General features: G+C 70.9%; 15 protein-coding genes and 1 tRNA gene. 4 read left to right on the top strand and 12 right to left on the bottom strand.

What is annotated here, in order from left to right:
* The first annotated feature begins 286 nt into the window (after positions 1–286).
* Entirely contained in the window at positions 287–427 is a 141-nt protein-coding gene (locus tag BMX97_RS32980) for a hypothetical protein (RefSeq protein WP_177202302.1), read from the top strand.
* Positions 428–574: 147 nt separating this feature from the next.
* Here BMX97_RS32980 and BMX97_RS21460 read toward each other — a convergent pair whose 3' ends face one another.
* Both BMX97_RS21460 and BMX97_RS21455 read right to left on the bottom strand, forming a co-directional pair.
* Complete coding sequence (locus tag BMX97_RS21460) at positions 575–931, bottom strand: hypothetical protein (RefSeq protein ID WP_244538570.1); 357 nt, start codon at positions 929–931, stop codon at positions 575–577.
* Between the two features lie 26 nt (positions 932–957).
* Complete coding sequence (locus BMX97_RS21455) at positions 958–1,488, bottom strand: DUF2059 domain-containing protein (RefSeq protein WP_091753289.1); 531 nt, start codon at positions 1,486–1,488, stop codon at positions 958–960.
* A 628-nt stretch (positions 1,489–2,116) separates the two neighbouring features.
* Between BMX97_RS21455 and BMX97_RS21450 the strand changes: the two genes are divergently transcribed.
* A complete protein-coding gene (locus tag BMX97_RS21450; protein WP_143074674.1) occupies positions 2,117–2,800 on the top strand; it encodes a hypothetical protein in 684 nt (227 codons plus the stop codon).
* 215 nt (positions 2,801–3,015) lie between these two features.
* On the opposite strand, the gene BMX97_RS21445 is transcribed toward BMX97_RS21450, so the two are convergent.
* The 3 genes from BMX97_RS21445 to BMX97_RS21435 form a co-directional block, all read right to left on the bottom strand.
* Positions 3,016–3,105, bottom strand: a tRNA-Ser gene (locus tag BMX97_RS21445).
* Positions 3,106–3,188: 83 nt separating this feature from the next.
* Positions 3,189–3,533 carry a hypothetical protein gene (locus BMX97_RS21440; RefSeq protein WP_091753287.1) on the bottom strand — a complete coding sequence of 115 codons (345 nt, stop codon included), beginning with the start codon at positions 3,531–3,533 and terminating at the stop codon, positions 3,189–3,191.
* Between the two features lie 331 nt (positions 3,534–3,864).
* On the bottom strand, positions 3,865–4,386 hold the full coding sequence (locus tag BMX97_RS21435; RefSeq protein WP_091753286.1) for a cupin domain-containing protein: 522 nt from the start codon (positions 4,384–4,386) through the stop codon (positions 3,865–3,867).
* Positions 4,387–4,955: 569 nt separating this feature from the next.
* Between BMX97_RS21435 and BMX97_RS21430 the strand changes: the two genes are divergently transcribed.
* Positions 4,956–5,153, top strand: a complete 198-nt coding sequence (locus tag BMX97_RS21430) for a hypothetical protein (protein WP_060846261.1) — start codon at positions 4,956–4,958, stop codon at positions 5,151–5,153.
* A gap of 61 nt (positions 5,154–5,214) precedes the next feature.
* On the opposite strand, the gene BMX97_RS21425 is transcribed toward BMX97_RS21430, so the two are convergent.
* Entirely contained in the window at positions 5,215–6,849 is a 1,635-nt protein-coding gene (locus tag BMX97_RS21425) for an ABC1 kinase family protein (protein ID WP_091753285.1), read from the bottom strand.
* A 436-nt stretch (positions 6,850–7,285) separates the two neighbouring features.
* The gene (locus tag BMX97_RS21420) at positions 7,286–8,620 is read right to left on the bottom strand and encodes a hypothetical protein (RefSeq protein ID WP_091753284.1); all 1,335 of its coding nucleotides are present in this window, start codon (positions 8,618–8,620) and stop codon (positions 7,286–7,288) included.
* 360 nt (positions 8,621–8,980) lie between these two features.
* Here BMX97_RS21420 and BMX97_RS21415 point away from each other — a divergent pair, with 360 nt between their 5' ends.
* On the top strand, positions 8,981–11,029 hold the full coding sequence (locus BMX97_RS21415; RefSeq protein ID WP_244538569.1) for a transglycosylase domain-containing protein: 2,049 nt from the start codon (positions 8,981–8,983) through the stop codon (positions 11,027–11,029).
* Positions 11,030–11,060: 31 nt separating this feature from the next.
* Here the strand turns inward: BMX97_RS21415 and BMX97_RS21410 are convergent, their stop codons facing one another.
* The 5 genes from BMX97_RS21410 to BMX97_RS21390 form a co-directional block, all read right to left on the bottom strand.
* The gene (locus tag BMX97_RS21410) at positions 11,061–11,780 is read right to left on the bottom strand and encodes an ABC transporter ATP-binding protein (protein ID WP_091753282.1); all 720 of its coding nucleotides are present in this window, start codon (positions 11,778–11,780) and stop codon (positions 11,061–11,063) included.
* The gene (locus BMX97_RS21405; protein ID WP_091753281.1) at positions 11,777–12,571 is read right to left on the bottom strand and encodes an ABC transporter ATP-binding protein; all 795 of its coding nucleotides are present in this window, start codon (positions 12,569–12,571) and stop codon (positions 11,777–11,779) included. The genes BMX97_RS21410 and BMX97_RS21405 overlap by 4 nt, the downstream gene beginning before the upstream one ends.
* Before the next feature lie 5 nt (positions 12,572–12,576).
* Positions 12,577–13,416, bottom strand: coding sequence for a branched-chain amino acid ABC transporter permease (locus tag BMX97_RS21400; RefSeq protein ID WP_091753280.1), 840 nt, complete (start codon positions 13,414–13,416; stop codon positions 12,577–12,579).
* 5 nt (positions 13,417–13,421) lie between these two features.
* Complete coding sequence (locus tag BMX97_RS21395; protein WP_060846255.1) at positions 13,422–14,303, bottom strand: branched-chain amino acid ABC transporter permease; 882 nt, start codon at positions 14,301–14,303, stop codon at positions 13,422–13,424.
* A 345-nt stretch (positions 14,304–14,648) separates the two neighbouring features.
* Positions 14,649–15,779 (bottom strand): ABC transporter substrate-binding protein, encoded by a 1,131-nt coding sequence (locus BMX97_RS21390; RefSeq protein ID WP_244533473.1) that lies wholly within the window; start codon positions 15,777–15,779, stop codon positions 14,649–14,651.
* Positions 15,780–15,945 lie beyond the last annotated feature (166 nt).

Raw genomic sequence — 15,945 nt, 5'->3', positions numbered from 1 at the left:
TCCACGACGGCTTCCCAGAGCGCACGCCCATCAGCATCCTCTGTGTCGTACCCGCGCCCTTGCTGGGTCTGCAGCGGGAACGTCGCGAGGATCTGCAGCCAGAGTTCCTCAGGCCAGAAGAACGGTTGGATGAGCACGCGGCAGCCGATCACTGGCTTCTGCCGCGGGTCGAGCAGAGAGACATCCCGGCGATAGTGCGCGATCCGTCGACGCATGTCGTCGAGGCTCGCAACGCCGTTCTTGGACCCGAAGACTGACCAGGCCATCGACAGGGGGCGAGCGATGCATGAGAAAATACGCCACCACCGGCGATCACATTGCGGGGTGCGTGCAGCTTGAACAGGAACAGCTCGCCTGGACGCAGCGCACGGAACATCCGATTGCCGCTTGGCTGCCAGAAATTGACCTCATCCGGCGGCGCGGCTGAGAGTGCGTCGAACCAATCCTGATCGGTGATGCCGATATAGAGGCGAACCATGGGCGTAGAGTTGCCCGAGCGCCTCGATCTGACAAGGCATACCCGACACCCGTCCAACCAAAGATTGTCTGCGACCTCTTCGATGGCGGGTGACGATCATCGCTGGTCGGCAAGGCCGAACCGGGTCAGGCACACGTGCTTGACCAACGACGTCGCTGGAATGGCGACGGCCGGACTCGTGGAGGCGGGCTCGCTACCGTCGGCGTCCTCTCCATCCCGGAAGACCCCTGGTACATACCGCGTGCTGCACTGATCGTACTTGTTGCAGACCGCGAGCTTGGTGCAGATCGTGCGCCCGTCGCGCTCGTAGATGTAGTACGTCGCACCCGAATAGGGTGGGCGTGCGAAGCTCTCGGTGCGTACAGTCGTCGTACCAGCCTCAACGGGCCCGCCTGCCATGGCTGGAACGGGTACGACGATCCCGAGGATCAAGGTGACGGCGGCAAATCGCATGCTGCAGGTCTCCGGGCCGATAACGATCAGCGGGCGGTCGGCGCAGCCTTGTCCCAGCCGTGCGCCTTGATCGCCTGGACGAGCTTGCTCTGGATCTCCGGAGCAAGGGCACCCATCCATTGCGTCATGCCTGTGAGCTGCGCCTGCGCGAGCTGCGGCTGGGCCTTCGCCAACGCCTTGCCGGCAGGGGTGTCGTAGAACGCCGACACGGCCTTGAGCTCGTTCGCGCCGAGCACCCCGGCGAAGCTGCGGGCCTGGATGTCGAGGAGTTCGTCGTAGTGGGCGGTCATTACCGGCAGGATGACCTCGCGCACCATGACCTGCGCCCGCTCGGGATCCTTGACACCCATCTGCTGGATGAGCCCCACCATCGGGCCACCCATCGAAGCGAGCGCGGCGTCGCGGTCGCCTTGCATTTTTGCGATGACCTCGCGCGCCGCGGCGATCGTCGCCGCGTCGGGAGCGGTCGTCGCCGGGAGCGAACGGACAGGGGCCTGTGCAGCAGCGGGGCCGGCGAGGGAGATGCCGAGGGCGAGGGCGGAAACGAGAATGCGCATCGCGGAACCTCATTGGGATAGGGAAGGGGCTTTGGGCATCGTCGGCGAGCAGGTCAACACGTGGGTTTTTCCCGTCCTAGCCGCAGCCCGGCGGTCAGCACGCCACCTCTGGGGGGGCCACCTAGCCACCAAGACCGCGTTCAGAGGGTCTTTGCGAGTCTCTTCACGAGGATCACGGCAGCGGCGAGGACTGGAAAGGCCACGGCGAGGGATGTGGTGGTCGCCTTTTGATCGCCCCCCACCCTACGGCAGCGATCGATCCAGCCGTGGTACTCGATCACCCAATGTCTCGACTACATCGCAAAGCATGCTGGCCCGTCGATGAGTTCGAGGATTTCGACGGTGACGGTTGTGGTCATGGTCGTGCCAACCTGCTGGCTGCGGTAGCCGCGATAGGGACAGCGGTGGGCGAGGAGCGTCCAGAACTGGCGCGGGTCCCTCAGGATCGCGACAGGATAGAGAGCATTCGTTCCGCTCTACGGGGTGGGAGGGGAGGAGAGAGAAGGACGTCAGCTAATAGGCTTGGGGTTCGGTAGCCCATTCGTGATCAAGCTCAGACATGGTATCGTTCGAAATCGCCCCAAATATGCGTCCGTGGGCGTATTCTATGTGTCGTTTTACAGACGCGGTGCCCTCGATCAACGAGGCGCATGCGATCAACGCCCTGGTGATGCGCGCGCGGCTCTGGCAGTTCCGGTTCATCACCGCCGACGGCGAGGCCGAGAAGGCGCTCGCCACCAAGAGCTTTTCGGAGATGGACGCGGCGCTGGGCGAGCGGATGGCGCGCTACCGGGGGCTGATCAGCTCGCCGGCCGAGGAGGAGATCTTCGGGAGCCTGAGCGCCAGGATCGTGGCCTTCCGGGCCGACTGGGCCCGCCTCAAGGGGCTCCCGGGCCAGGCCGAGATCGACGCCTACTTCCGCGGGCCGATGAACGCGACCTACCGCGCCACGATCGACACCGCCGGCAAGCTCGTCGCCCTCGACGCGGTCGCAATGCTCGCGGTGTTGGTCCTCGTAACCCTGGCGACGGTGCTATTCTGCCTCGTCCGCGTCGTCCGGCCGCATGACAGGCGCGATGCGCTGCCTGGCTTGGCCCTAGGCCCGGATATCCCCATAGGCATGCGCTGCGCCGCCACCGGGCAGAGGCTTACTCAGCGTCCTCAGCGCAGCACCCTCTGGGATCGCGATTTCGCTATTGCCGAACAAGCGTGGCTGCAAAGGATGTGCGACTCTTCTGCAACACGCGCCAGCGCCGAACAATCGTTCAGGACAGCGAGGGCATCGCTCGGCCGTGTCGCACCCCAGCGGTAAGGGCGCGTCGAGCGTGACGCAGCTCGAGGTGCCAAGACAGATGCGGTTAGTTCGGGGGTGTGGGAGTCCGCTGCCAGGGCTCTCGATGCCAGCCGCATTGACGCGTCGGAAAAAGCCCTGATTCTTCAAGGGCGCTTGCACGAAATAGCAAAACTATGCTGAGATCGTAGCAGAGAACACCACGAAAAACGCAAAACTATGGTGTTCGTGATGCCTGGCGGAGAGGGAGGGATTCGAACCCCCGATGGACTTGCGCCCATGCCGCATTTCGAGTGCGGTGCATTCAACCGCTCTGCCACCTCTCCGCGGGCGCCGTCGCCAGCGCAGGCGGGGCATTAGCATGGGTTCTCGCCGCTCCACAAGCGGGGAGGGGCGAGAAATCTCGCGATCAGGCGATCGCGCGGCTGCCCGCGAGGCTGATGCGGCGCTGGCCGGGGAGGCGGGCCTCGGCGGGGCGGCGCTCGGCGCGGGACTGGGCGAACAGCACCGCGCCGGCATGGCCGGCGACGCGCACCAGGTCGGTCTCGGTGCAGGCCGAGGCGACGCGCAGGCCGAGGGCGTGGAGGTGGCTCTTGCCGTACAGGTAGGCGGCGAGGCGGGCGCGGGTGCCGGACGGGATGTCGGCCAGCACCGTCTCCACCATCTCGGAATCGCCGCGATAGAGCGTGCCGAGCACGTCGAGGGGGACGGGACAGTCGTCGGGGGCGGACGGGCGGGCCTGCGGCGCGGGCATGGGAACCTCGGGAAGGGCGACGGGAGAATTCGGCAAGGGATCGTGAATTGCCGTCAGGGTCGCCCCCTGTGCTTAACAGAAGGTTAAGCGTGGCCGTAAAAACCCGGAAATCCAAGTCCTCCCCAGACCTGATGCGCCGAAGCCACCGTCCTGGTGCGGGCCCTCGACGGACCCGCCCTCCGCCGATCCGCCGCCTGCGCAATGGAGAGGGCGTGAGATCGGGGTGAAACCTGCGGCATCGGCGCACCGGGACTGACGGCATCTCAGAACCGCGGGAAGGGAACCGTGATTAGCTTCCCGCGTTATCCTCGTCTTTCGCGGCCGGCCACGGTCACGGATGGCGGTGGATCGGGTCGACCCAGTAGACCGCCTCGGGCCGCTCGACGGGTTCGATGTCGGTGATGTTGACCACCACCGCCTCGTTGTCGGAGCGCACCAGCACGCATTCCAGCACCTCGTCCGGGGAGGCGTTGATCTCCTGGTGCGGCACGAAGGGCGGCACGTAGATGAAGTCGCCCGGGCCGGCCTCGGCGACGAATTCGAGCCGCTCGCCCCACCGCATCCGGGCCCGCCCGCGCACGACGTAGATCACGCTCTCCAGCGCGCCGTGGTGGTGCACCCCGGTCTTGGCGTCGGGCTCGATCGCCACGGTGCCGGCCCAGATCTTCTGCGCCCCGACCCGGGCGTGGTTGATCGCCGCCTGGCGGAACATGCCGGGGGTCTGGGCGGTGTTGGGATCGAGGCGGTCGCCGGTGATCACCCGGACGCCATCGTGCTTCCAGGGCGCCTCCTCCGCCCCGGCATGATCGTGGGAGTGATCGTGGTCTCGGGAGTGATCGTGGTCTTGCGACATGGCGGGCTCCGGCCGGATGGACACCCGCATCCTGCGCCACGGCGCGGGGCCGCGCCAGGGCGACGCCCTCCCGGTCGTGTTTGTTTTAAAGAACGATACTCGGTTGTGCGCGAGGGCCTTGGACGGAACAAGGTAGAGAAGCGGTCGATCTGCTCCCAAACAGTGCGGCGCGGGAAGCTTCTTGTCTTTCGAGTTGTTCCATAAAAAGAACATTCTCGTTGACATCCTGGCCCGGTCGGCCGATGCTGCCCTGGCATTCGAGGCCGGCGACCGGCCTCCCGCCGCGGTGATTTGAGGCGATTGCGCCGCGAGACCAAACGCTAAAGCACCCCGGCGCCGTGCGGCACCGGTGGGCCAACCCGGAGACATGACGCGATGCTGCTCTGCCGCATGCCCTGCGCCGGCCGCCCCGTTCCGGCTTCCGCCGCCCTCTGTCGATGCGGCGTGCGCCGCGACCCCGTTCGCGCCGCCCGCCCGGGCCGCTGAAACCGGCCCGATCCCTGCATCACCCGTTTCGCGAGACCTTTTGCGCGGCGCCCGAGCGGCGGCCGCGACCGGAGATTGTTGCCATGCAGCCCGCCCGCATCGTCGAGGTCGGCGAGACCTCGGCCGGAATCGTCGTTCCCGAGACCGACGGCTTCCGCTTCTTCTCCGCCCACCCGGACTTCCACACCCTCGAGGGCCGGATCTTCCGCAGCCCGCGCCACGCCACCCGGGCGGCGCAGGACCTGCACGCCCGCAAGCGCAACCGCCGCCTCGCCGCCTGAGCGCGACGGAGCCGGAGAAGAGAGAGGAAAGGGGCGTCCGCAGGGACGGCCCCTTTCCGTCTCAGCGGTTGCGGGCGAGGAGCAGGATCCAGCCGATCCCGATCGTCAGCACCAGGATGCCGATGGTGGCGAAGGCCGGGGTGCCGTGCTCCATCAGGCGGGGCGCGAGCTGGGTGGCGAAGGCCGCCACCACGAGGCCGACCGCGACCCGGGCGGCGGCGCGCTCGATGCCGCGGGTCAGCTTGTCCATGCCCTTGAGCTCGATCTCGACCGTGACCCGGCCCTGCTTGAGCCGCACCAGCATCAGGTGGATCAGCGTCGGCAGCTCGGAGGCGGCGCCGTAGAGGCCGGTCGCCAGGCCCTGGAACTTGCCCTTGATGTCCTTGACCGAGAACTGCGCTCGCATGTGGCGGCTGACGGTCGGGCCGGCCGCCGCGAACAGGTCGAAGGCGGGATCGAGCTGGCGCATCACGCCGTCGGCGGTGACGAGGCCCTTGAACAGGATCGCGAGGTCGGTCGGCATCGCGAGGTCGTTCTCGCGCGCCATGGTCATGAAGTCGGTGAGCACGAGGCCGAGATTGAGCGTCGCGCCGTTGTGGCGGGTGACGAAGGATTGCGAGGCCGCCTCGAGCTTGGTCAGGTCCGGGTTGCTGGCGCCGGTCCAGTCGAGCAGCACCGCCATCAGCCCGTCGGCATCCTCCTGCAGCATCGCGCCGATCAGCATCAGGAGCTGCGAGCGGCGGCGCTGCGACAGCCGGCCGACGATGCCGAAATCGATGAAGGCGATCCGGTTGCCCGGCATCGCCAAAAGGTTGCCCGGATGCGGGTCGGCGTGAAAGAGGCCCTCGATCATCGCCATCTGCAGGAAGGCGTCGACGCCGCGCTGGGCCAGGACCTTGCGGTCGAGCCCGGCCTCCTCCAGGCGCTTGGTGTCCGTCGGCGGGATGCCGTGGATGAACTCCTGCACCAGCACCCGCTCGGAGGTGTATTCCCAGTAGACCTTCGGGAACACGACGTCGTCGCGGTCGGGGAAGAGCGCCGCCAGCATCTCGCAGTTGCGGCCCTCGTTGGCGAGGTCGAGCTCCTCGCGCAGGCCGTTGGCGATGTGGCGCATCTGCTCGGTCGGCCGGTAGCGGGCCATCTCGGGCCACTCGGTCTCGACGATGCGCGAGGCGTGCGACAGGAGCCGCAGGTCGGCCTCGATGATCTTCTGGAGCCCCGGGCGCCGGACCTTGACGATCACCTCCTCGCCGGTCTCGAGCCGGGCGCGGTAGACCTGGGCGATCGACGCCGAGGCGATCGGGTTGGTGTCAAATTCCGAAAAGATCTCGGCCGGCGGGGCCCCGAGATCGGCCTCGAGCTGGGGCCGGATCACCTCCCAGGGCAGCGGCGCGACCTTGTCGTGCAGCTTGCCGAGTTCTTCCGTCCATTGCGGCGCGAGCAGGTCGGCGCGGCTCGCCAGCACCTGTCCGAGCTTGATGAAGGTGGGACCCAGGGCCTCGATCGCCCGGCGCAGGCGCTCGGGCTGGGACAGGCGCGCGAGGTCGACGGCGGGGGCACTGCGCCAGGCGAGCCGCGGGATCGCCCTAAGGCCGAGGCGGTCGACGACCTTGTTGACGCCGAAGCCGATGAGGATGCCGGCGATTTCCTGGAGGCGCTGGCGGTCGCGCGCCGCGACGATGGCGGTTTTCAGCATCTGCGCGTCGAATCTGCTCGGCTGGGAGGGGTGGGGGCGACGGCCGGGGCGAGCCGGCCGGGCAGGGCGGTGGGGGCGCGGGGCTCGCCCGGGCCGGGGATCGGGGCACGCATCGGCATCCTGGTCCTCCCGGGCATCGGCCCCGCCAATCGCCCGGTGGTCGGCCGCGGCGCGCCACCTTGCGGCGCCAAACGGGCGGGAAAGGGGCGGCGGGGCCCGTCGGCGGTAGCGCATGACCCGGACCGATACAATCGCGCCGGCGGACGGGCGCTCCATTGCCGCAACCCCGGCGGGCGGCCCGCACGCGCGAGGACCGACCGGGGAACGGCGGCGACGGGTCGGGGCCGGCGGCCGTCGCGCACGCGCGAAGGCCGGCCCCGGGGTGATCCGGGACCGGCCTTCATGGTGTGGCGGGGGTGGGCTTTGCGTCCGCGGATTACATCCGGCCGCCCGCGCCCGGCTGGCCGGCACCGGCCGGCTTGCCGCCTTCAGGCTGCCCGCCCGGACGGGCGCCGCCGCGCTGGGTGCTGCCGGTGGTGTCCGGACCGGCGCCGCGGTTGCCCATCTGGCGCTCGCCGGCCTGACGCTCGTTCATGCCGTCCTTGGCCGTGCGGTCCTTGGCCATGCCGTCCTTGGCCATGCCACGCTCGGCCCCGTTGCGGCCGGGCTGGTTGCCCGCGGCCTGCTCCGGCCGGGCGCCTTTGCGCTCGCCCATCTCGCGGCGGTCCTTGTCGCGGCGATCCTGGCCGTCCTTCATCTCGCCGCGCGACATCTCGCGGTCGACGGTGCCGTTGCGGCGCTCCTCGCTGCGGCTCAGCCGGTCCTCGCGGCGCTCGCCGCTCCGCACGTCGACGCGGTCGCGGCCGCGCACGCTGCCGGTGACGCTGCTGCGCTCGCTCACCACCAGGCGGCGGTACTCGGGCGAGCCGTAGAGCACGCGCTGGCCCGAGATCGTGACGTAGCGCTCGGTGCCGGTGCGCTCGGACACGATCAGGCGGCGGTATTCCGGCGAGCCGTAGATCACCCGCTGACCGCGGACCATCACGTACCGGCCCGGCCCGCTCCGCTCGCGGATGACGAGGCGGCGGTACTCGGGCGAGCCGACCCGCACCCGGCGGCCCTGGAGCGTCACGAACTCGACCCGGCCGGGACGCACGACGCGGTTCTCGCGCCGCTCGACCACGACGAGGCGACGGTACTCGGGCGAACCGTACAGCACGCGCTGGCCCGAGATCGTCACGTAGCGGCGACCGCCGACGGTGGCGATGCGATCCTCGCGGGCCTCGCTGCGGAAGCCGGCCCGGCCCTCGCGGTGCTCGAACCGCTCGGCCCGGTCGCCGCGGCGGTCCGCCCGGCGGTCGCCGTCGCGGCGCTCGTCCATCGCCCGGCGGGCGTCGCGGCCCTCGGGTCCGCGCTCGGCCCGGTCGCGGGTTCCGTCGCGGTCCATGCCGCCCTTGCGGTCGGCCGTGTCGCCGCGCCTGTCGGCCTTGTCCATGCCGTCGCGGCCGGCGCCCGGACGGGCGGCCTCGGCCTTGTCCATGCCGCCCTTGCCGGACTCGGATTTGCCCGCTTCGGACTTGCCGATCTCGGACTTGCCCATCTCGCCGCGGGCCTGGGCGCCGGGACCGGCCTTGGAGCCGCCGGCGTTGGGGCCGGACTGGTTCATCTCGCCGCCGCGGCCGGGGGCGCCGCCGGCGCCGGGGCCGGCAGTCTGGGCGAATGCCGAGGTGCTGAGCAGCAGCGCGGCCAGTCCAACGGTCAGTCTGTTCATGTTCGTTTGCCTCCCTGTGCGCCGGCATCGCGATGCGGCGGCGCTGCGAAGATGGTTCAAAACGCCGACTCCAGATTATCGTTCCGGATCTTCTCTACCCCCGACGTGATCTCGCCCTCCAAAAGGCCAAGTTTAGATCGCAAGACTTGACGATCCCGGGTCTGACACGGCGCGGACTGCGTCTCCACGCGCGGGCATTCTCGCGCGCGTGCGGCGCGCGAGTACGGTTACCGGAACCGTTTCGCCGGAGCCGACGTTTCTGCCGGACCGTAGCCGTTCCGCGTCTCCGGCCGCTCGCGTGCGGCCGGAGCGGGATGGGCTGAGTCCCGGAGACGATCAGGCAGGATGGTGGCGGAGCCGATGACGACGCAGTCCGGGCGGGATTGGCTCGACCTCGCCAGCCCGAAGCCCGAAGCCGCGGCCCCGCCCGCTCCCTCCCGCCTCTCGACCGCGCAGCGCGAGGTTTCCGACCGGCTCGCCCGGGCCCGGTCCGGCGCGGCGCGGGCCGGACGGGCGGCCCTCTCGCCGGTCCTGGCCGCCGCCGCCGTGCCGATGCGCCGGGTCGCACCGGCCTGGCGGGAAACGACCGCGCGCGTGAGCGATCGCCTGGGCGCCCACCCCCTCGCGGTCCGCGCCGCCGGCGCGGCGCGGCGGGCCTCGGCGCTGCCCTGGGGGCGCGCTCTCGGCCTCGCGGCGCTGGGGACCGCCGGCCTCGCCGTCCTGTTCCTGGCCTGGTGCGCCGCGACCCTGCCGCCCCTGTCGGGCCCGGCGCTCACGACCCGCACGGTCACCGTGCAGGCGGAGGACGGCACGCCGATCGCCCGGCGCGGCACCGCCCGCGGGCGAGACCTTCCCGTCGAGGCCGTGGCCCCGGCGATGCGGGCGGCTTTTCTCGCCGCGCAGGACCCGTGGTTCGACGACACCTACCGGCTCGATGCGGCGGGGATCGCCGCGGTGATCGGCCAGGCCTTTCGCGACACGATCAGCGACGGCCCGCGGACCGGCAGCCCGCGCCTGACCCAGCGGCTCGTGCGCCGCGACCTCGTCGGCGCCGCGCCGGGCGAGGCGCGCAGCCTCGCCGACCGGGTGCGCGAGGCGATGCTGGTGCTGCGTCTCCAGGCCGGGGAGGACCGGACGCGGATCCTCGCCCGGGCGCTCGACCTCGCCCGCTTCGGCCCCGGCCTGACCGGCCTCGACGCCGCCGCCCACGCCCTGTTCGGCAAGGAGGCGGCCGCCCTCGGCACCGCGGAGGCGGCGTATCTCGCCGCGCTCACCCGGGCGCCCGCCCTGCAGCCCGACCGCGACGTGACGGCGGTCCGGGCGCTCGCCCGCGACGTCCTCGACGGCATGGTGATGCGGGGCGACCTGTCGGCCGCCCGGGCCGCGGAGGCGGGGCGCACCCTCGACGGGCTCGCCCCCGTGGGCACCACCCCGTTGACCCGCAGCGGCGTCCCCGACCTCGTCCTGGCGGAGGCGGCCGACCGCCTCGGCCCCGAGGCGCCGCGGGACGCGGTGATCCGCACCACCCTCGAGCACGATCTCCAGGCGATGGCCGAGGCTGCGGTGGAGCGCCGCCTCGAGGCCGCCGGCCGCGGCGGCGCGCGGGCGAGCCTCCTGATCCTCGGGCCCGACGGCTCGGTGCGGGCGGCGGTCGCCGGCGGGGCGCCGCTGCGCGACACGCCGGAGGTACGGCGGGCGGCGAGCGCGAGCCTGCGCCATCTCGGCCGGGACGGCCGCCCGGTCTACGACCGCGTCGTCGCCGGCCCGGCGCCGGCGGCGGAGCGGCGCACCGCCCTCCTGGCGCTGCTCGCCGGCCTGGCCCGTCCTCCCGAGGGCGCCGACGACCCGGCGAGCCGGGACGGCCTGTTCGTCGGCATGATCGGCGACCTCCTCGTCGGCACGATCGTGTCGAGCAGCGCGGCCGAGAACGGTGCCGGCGACGGGCCCGAGGCGCTGTTCCAGGACGTGGCGGCGCAATGGGCCAAGGCCCACCCGGCCCCGCCCGCCCCCGAAGCGCGCGAGACCGCGCGCGAGACCGGGAGCACGGCCCGCAGTTCCGCCCGTCCGGCCTGGCAGAATCCCGGCGAGCGCACGGCCCAGAGCCTCAGCGGCGTGCCGCGGGTGATCGATACCGGGCGACTGCGCCTCGACGGGCAGGCGGTGCGCCTCGTCGGCGTCGATGGCCAGGGCGGAAGCTACGCCCGGGAGTTCCGCCAGTACCTGCGCCGGCGCGAGGTGACGTGCCAGCCGGTCGGCGGCCCGGATCTCTACCGCTGCCGCACCGGCGAGCAGGACCTGTCCGAGGTGGTGCTGTTCAACGGCGGCGGACGCGCCGCACCGGGCGCCCCGCAGGAATTGCAGGCGGCGGAAGCGAACGCCAAGGCGCGCAAGGCGGGGGTGTGGCAGTGAGCTCGGAAGCCGGCGTGAGGGCGCAAGGCCCTCACACCCCGAGATACGCCGCCGTCACCTCCGGGTTGCGGGCGATCTCCGCCGCCTGGCCCTGGAGGCGGATGCGGCCGGTCTCGAGCACGTAGGCGTAATCGGCGATGGCGAGCGCCGCGCTGGCATTCTGCTCGACGAGCAGGATCGTGCGCCCCTCGGCCCGCAGCGAGGCGATGATGGAGAAGATCTCGTCGACGATGAGGGGGGCGAGGCCCATCGAGGGCTCGTCCAGCAGCAGCAGCACCGGCTCGGCCATCAGCGCGCGGCCCATCGCCAGCATCTGCTGCTCGCCGCCCGACAGGTAGCCCGCCTGCTGGCGCAGCCGCTCGGCGAGCCGCGGGAACCGCGCCTCGACCGCCGCCTGGCGTCGCGCGGCCTCGGGGCCCGGGACGTGGTAGGCGCCGAGCCGCAGGTTCTCCGCCACCGTCATGTTGGCGAAGACCTGGCGGCCCTCCGGCACCTGGACGATGCCGCGGCGCGCGATGCGGTGGGCCGCCTCGCCGGCGATGTCGACGGGGGATTCGTCGCCGAACAGCACCCGGCCGGACCTGGGCTTCATCAGGCCCGACAGGCTGCGCAGGATCGTGGTCTTGCCGGCGCCGTTCGAGCCGATCAGCGACACGATGCTGCCGCGCCGCACCGTCAGGCCGATGCCGTGGACCACGTCGGCCCGGCCGTAGCCGAGGCGCAGGCCCTCGACCGCCAGAAGTTCGCTCACGAGACCGCTCCCCGGCTCACGCTGACCTCGTGGCTGCCGGTGCCGAGATAGGCCTCGATCACCGCCGGGTGGGCGCGCACCTCGGCCGGCGTGCCGTCGGCGATCCGCCGGCCGAAATTCAGGACCGTCAGCCGGTCGCACAGGCTCATCACCAGGGGCATGTCGTGCTCGACGAGCAGCAGGGTCAGGCCGCGCTCGTCGCGCAGGCGCCGCAGGAGGCCGAGGAGAGCGTGGGTCTCGGCCGGGTTCATGCCGGCGGCGGGCTCGTCGAGGAGGACGAGGCGCGGCTCGCAGGCGAGCGCCCGGGCGATCTCGAGCCGGCGCTGGTCGCCGTAGGGAAGGTCGCCGGCGCGTGCGTTCGCCGCCTCCGACAGGCCGACGAAGGCCAGGAGGTCGCGTGCCTTCGCTTTGGCCTGGCGCTCCTCGGCGCGGAAGCCGGGCCCGCGCAAGAGGATGCCCCAGGTCGAGGACAGGCGCGTGTGCAGGCCCGTCATCACGTTCTCCAGCACCGTCATCTCGGAGAAGATGCGGATGTTCTGGAACGTGCGGGCCAAGCCCAGCGCCGTGCGCCGGTAGGGCGCCAACCCGTCGAGGGGCTGGTCGCCGAGGCGCACGCTGCCGGCGCTGGGAGCGAGCACGCCGGAGACGAGGTTGAACAGGGTGGTCTTGCCGGCGCCGTTCGGGCCGATCAGGCCGTGGACGGTGCCGGGCTGGACCGCGAAGTCGACCGAATCGACCGCGACGAGCCCCTGGAAGCGGCGGGTGAGACCCTGGACGGTGAGCAGTGCCATGATCGTCAGCCGGTCCGGGCGATGCGCCAGGGCAGGATGCCCCGCGGCATGAAGAGGACGGCGAGCACGATGATCAGGCCGTTCACCATCAGGCGGAAATCGGCCAGCGGGCGCAGCACCTCGGGCAGCAGGGTCAGGATGGTCGAGCCCAGCACCGGCGCCAGGGGCGAGCCGATGCCGCCCAGCAGCGCGTAGCTCAGGATCGTCACCGCGGCCTCGAACCCGTACTCGTTGGGGCCGATGAACGAGGAGACGTGGGCCGAGAGGCAGCCCGCCACCCCGGCCATCGCCGAGGACACGACCAGCGCCACCAGCCGGTAGCGCGGCAGGTTCACGCCCATCACGCCGGCCGCCGCCTCGTCCTCGCGCATCGCCTCCATGGCGCGGCCGACGCGGGAGCGCGCCACCAGCGTCAGGCCGACGAGCAGCACGACGAGCGTGCCGTAGATCGCCACGACGCCGCCGCGCTCCGGGATGCTGGAGAGGCCGAGCGCCCCGCCGGCATAGTCCCAGTTGAGGAAGACGATGCGGGTGATCTCGCCGAGCCCGATCGTCGCGATGGCGAGGTAGACGCCGGTGAGCCGGAGCGTCGGCCCGCCGACGACCAGCGCCAGCAGGGCCGGCACCACGGCCGAGGCCAGCATGGCGACGCCGAACGGTACGCCGAACTTCACCGAGAGGAGCGCACCGGTATAGGCACCGACGCCCATGAAGGCGGCCTGGCCGAGCGAGAGCTGGCCCACCGCCAGCACGACGTAGACCGACAGCGCCAGGATGCCGTTCACGCCGATCGCGTGGATCAGGCTCTGGTAGGTCCAGTAGAAGTCGTCGAGGGCTTCCCACATGACGATTAGGCCCGCTTGGCGGCGGCGCGGCCGAACAGGCCGAGCGGACGGAACCACAGGGTGGCGACGAGGAGCGCGAAGGCGATCATGTCCTTGAGGGTCGAGGAGAGGTAGGCGGCGGTGAGCACCTCGGCGAGGCCGAGGATGAGGCCGGCGAGGAGCGCGCCGCGCAGGTCGCCGAGGCCGCCCACGATGATGACGGCAAAGCCCCGCAGCATCATGTGCTCGCCCATGAAGGGCTGGATGGCGTTGAAGTTGAGCCCGACGAGCACGCCCGCCGCGCCCCCGATGGCGCCGGACAGGAACGACACCACCCGCAGCATCAGGGCGCCGTTGATGCCCATCAAGGCGGCGGCGTCCGGGTTCTCGGCCACCGCCCGGATCGCGAGCCCGATCCGCGAGCCGCGCACCAGCGCCAGCAGCGCCAGCATCAGCACGATGGCGGCGGCGAGGATCAGGATCTGGGTCGTGCCGACCCGAACGTCGCCGAGGCTGTAGGCGCCGCCCGAGAACACCTCGGCGGGGAAGCGCCGGATCTCGGTGCCGAGCGCCGCCGCCATGCCGGCATAGAGGAAGAGCGTGGCGCCCAGCGTCACCATCAGGGACGAGAGCTCGGGCGCCTTGGCCTTGCGCAGGCGGGTGAGGAGCAGCGTGTCGAGGACGACCGCGACGAGGCCCGCGATCAGCGCGCCGACGGGGAGAGCCGCCCAGATCGGCAGGCCGAGCCCTTGCGTGCTCCAGAGCGCCGCGAAGGCGCCGAGCGCGAAGTAGACCCCGTAGGTGAGGTTGATGACGCCCATCACCCCGAACATCAGCGTGAAGCCGATGGCGAAGAGGGCATAGGTCGCGCCGAGCACGACGCCGTTGACGAGCTGCTGCTCAAGCATGGGGCTGTCGGGAGTTCGATGGGCGCCCGGCGCCCGCTGCGGTCCGGCCTCAGGGCCGAACAGGATGACGAGGGTGCGACGTGGCCGATATCGCGCGGCGGGTCAATCGGTGGGGGAGGGCGGCAGAGCACCGCTCAGAAGGTAAAGCGCGGTTCCCCCTCTCCCGTGTGGGAGAGGGGTCAGGGGTGAGGGTGCTACGGTCCTGAGTCAGGTTCTGACTGTTCCGCTGCCAGCACGACGCTCTTCGTTTCACACTGAAGCGCACCACCCTCACCCCTACCCCTCTCCCACACGGGAGAGGGGATCCCCTGCTCTATCCTTGGATGATCGAGCGACCGGAGCCGATTACTGCAGCAGCTGGAACTTGCCGCCCTTCATCACCAGCACCACCACGCCGGAGGTATCGGCCGGGTCGCGGGTGTCGGAGAACGAGAACGGGCCCATCACGCCGGTGTGCTTCACCTTGATCAGCGCGTCCTTGATCTTCTCGGAATCGGGCGCGCCGGCCGCATCGATCGCCTTGGCGACGATGAACAGGGTGTCGTAGGCCTGGGCCGCGAACTGGTCGGGCTGGTCGCCGCCGTACTTGTCCTTGAAGGCGTTGACGAAGGCCTGGTTGGCCGCGTCCGGCTTGCCGATGAACCACGGGCTGCCGACCAGCGTGCCGTCCGCCGCCTTGCCGGCGATGTCGCCGAGCTTGGGCGAGTTCAGGCCGTTGCCGCCGATGAAGAACACCTTGTCGGGGATGCCGAGCTGGCGCGCCTGGAGCTCGATGCCCGAGGCCGCCTCGACCAGCGCCGACAGCACGATCGCGTCGGGGTTCAGCGCCTTGATCTTGGTGAGCTGGGCGGAAAAGTCCGAATCCTTCGAGCCGAAGGTCTCGGTGGTCAGCGTCTCGATGCCGAGCTTCTCGAGCGAGGCCTTCATCACGTCGTAGGCCGACTTGGTGAAGGCGTCGTCGTTGCCGTACATCACGGCGACGCGCTTGATGCCGAACTTCGTCTGCGCGGTCTTGAGCGTGACCGGGATGACGTCGGATTCCGGCAGCGAGGTGCGGAAGACGTAGGGGCCGATCGCTGTGATGCCGTTGGCGGTGGTCGAGGTGCCGACGATCGGCACCTTGCGCTCGTTGGCGACGGGACCGGCGGCGAACATCTCGTTCGACAGGGTGGGCCCCAGGATCAGCGGGACCTTGTCGCGGCCGATCAGCTTGCGGGCGGCGTTGAGCGCCTGCTCCTTGGCGCCGGCCGAATCCTCGTAGGCGAGGGCCAGCGGCCGGCCGCCGAGCACGCCGCCGGCCTTGTTGATGTCGGCGAGCGCGAGGTCGAAGCCGCGCTGGATGGCGATGCCGTAGCGGCTGTTCGGACCGGTCAGGATCTCGATCGCGCCGAGCTTCACCGGGGTCTTGTCCTGCGCCAGCGCGCCGGTCAGGCTGCTCCCCAGCATCGCCGCCGCGAGCAGCATTCTCCTCGACATCGACCGCATCCCGGTTCCTCCTCGCATCCGCTCTTCTGGTTTAGGCCGCATCGGTGCCGCGCCTGCGGCGGGAGCCGAGGCCCGGACCGTCGCGCCGGACGGACGAGAGCGCCTTAAAGCACTGGACCACGGAGGTAAATCGTTTCCGGCGGCCTTCCCATGCGCG

This window comes from Methylobacterium sp. ap11, from assembly GCF_900110515.1.
Lineage (GTDB): Bacteria > Pseudomonadota > Alphaproteobacteria > Rhizobiales > Beijerinckiaceae > Methylobacterium > Methylobacterium ajmalii.
Note: the sequence above shows the minus strand (reverse complement) of the source record. Positions and strands in the feature narration are given on the sequence as shown.

What these genes read in the sequence shown, in the direction of transcription:
- BMX97_RS32980 (WP_177202302.1), top strand. Translation starts at nt 287, where the DNA reads ATGAGAAAATACGCCACCACCGGCGATCACATTGCGGGGTGCGTGCAG.
- BMX97_RS21460 (WP_244538570.1), bottom strand. Translation starts at nt 931, where the DNA reads ATGCGATTTGCCGCCGTCACCTTGATCCTCGGGATCGTCGTACCCGTT.
- BMX97_RS21455 (WP_091753289.1), bottom strand. Translation starts at nt 1,488, where the DNA reads ATGCGCATTCTCGTTTCCGCCCTCGCCCTCGGCATCTCCCTCGCCGGC.
- BMX97_RS21440 (WP_091753287.1), bottom strand. Translation starts at nt 3,533, where the DNA reads ATGCCCGCGCCGCAGGCCCGCCCGTCCGCCCCCGACGACTGTCCCGTC.
- BMX97_RS21435 (WP_091753286.1), bottom strand. Translation starts at nt 4,386, where the DNA reads ATGTCGCAAGACCACGATCACTCCCGAGACCACGATCACTCCCACGAT.
- BMX97_RS21430 (WP_060846261.1), top strand. Translation starts at nt 4,956, where the DNA reads ATGCAGCCCGCCCGCATCGTCGAGGTCGGCGAGACCTCGGCCGGAATC.
- BMX97_RS21425 (WP_091753285.1), bottom strand. Translation starts at nt 6,849, where the DNA reads ATGCTGAAAACCGCCATCGTCGCGGCGCGCGACCGCCAGCGCCTCCAG.
- BMX97_RS21420 (WP_091753284.1), bottom strand. Translation starts at nt 8,620, where the DNA reads ATGAACAGACTGACCGTTGGACTGGCCGCGCTGCTGCTCAGCACCTCG.
- BMX97_RS21415 (WP_244538569.1), top strand. Translation starts at nt 8,981, where the DNA reads ATGACGACGCAGTCCGGGCGGGATTGGCTCGACCTCGCCAGCCCGAAG.
- BMX97_RS21405 (WP_091753281.1), bottom strand. Translation starts at nt 12,571, where the DNA reads ATGGCACTGCTCACCGTCCAGGGTCTCACCCGCCGCTTCCAGGGGCTC.
- BMX97_RS21400 (WP_091753280.1), bottom strand. Translation starts at nt 13,416, where the DNA reads ATGTGGGAAGCCCTCGACGACTTCTACTGGACCTACCAGAGCCTGATC.
- BMX97_RS21395 (WP_060846255.1), bottom strand. Translation starts at nt 14,303, where the DNA reads ATGCTTGAGCAGCAGCTCGTCAACGGCGTCGTGCTCGGCGCGACCTAT.
- BMX97_RS21390 (WP_244533473.1), bottom strand. Translation starts at nt 15,779, where the DNA reads ATGTCGAGGAGAATGCTGCTCGCGGCGGCGATGCTGGGGAGCAGCCTG.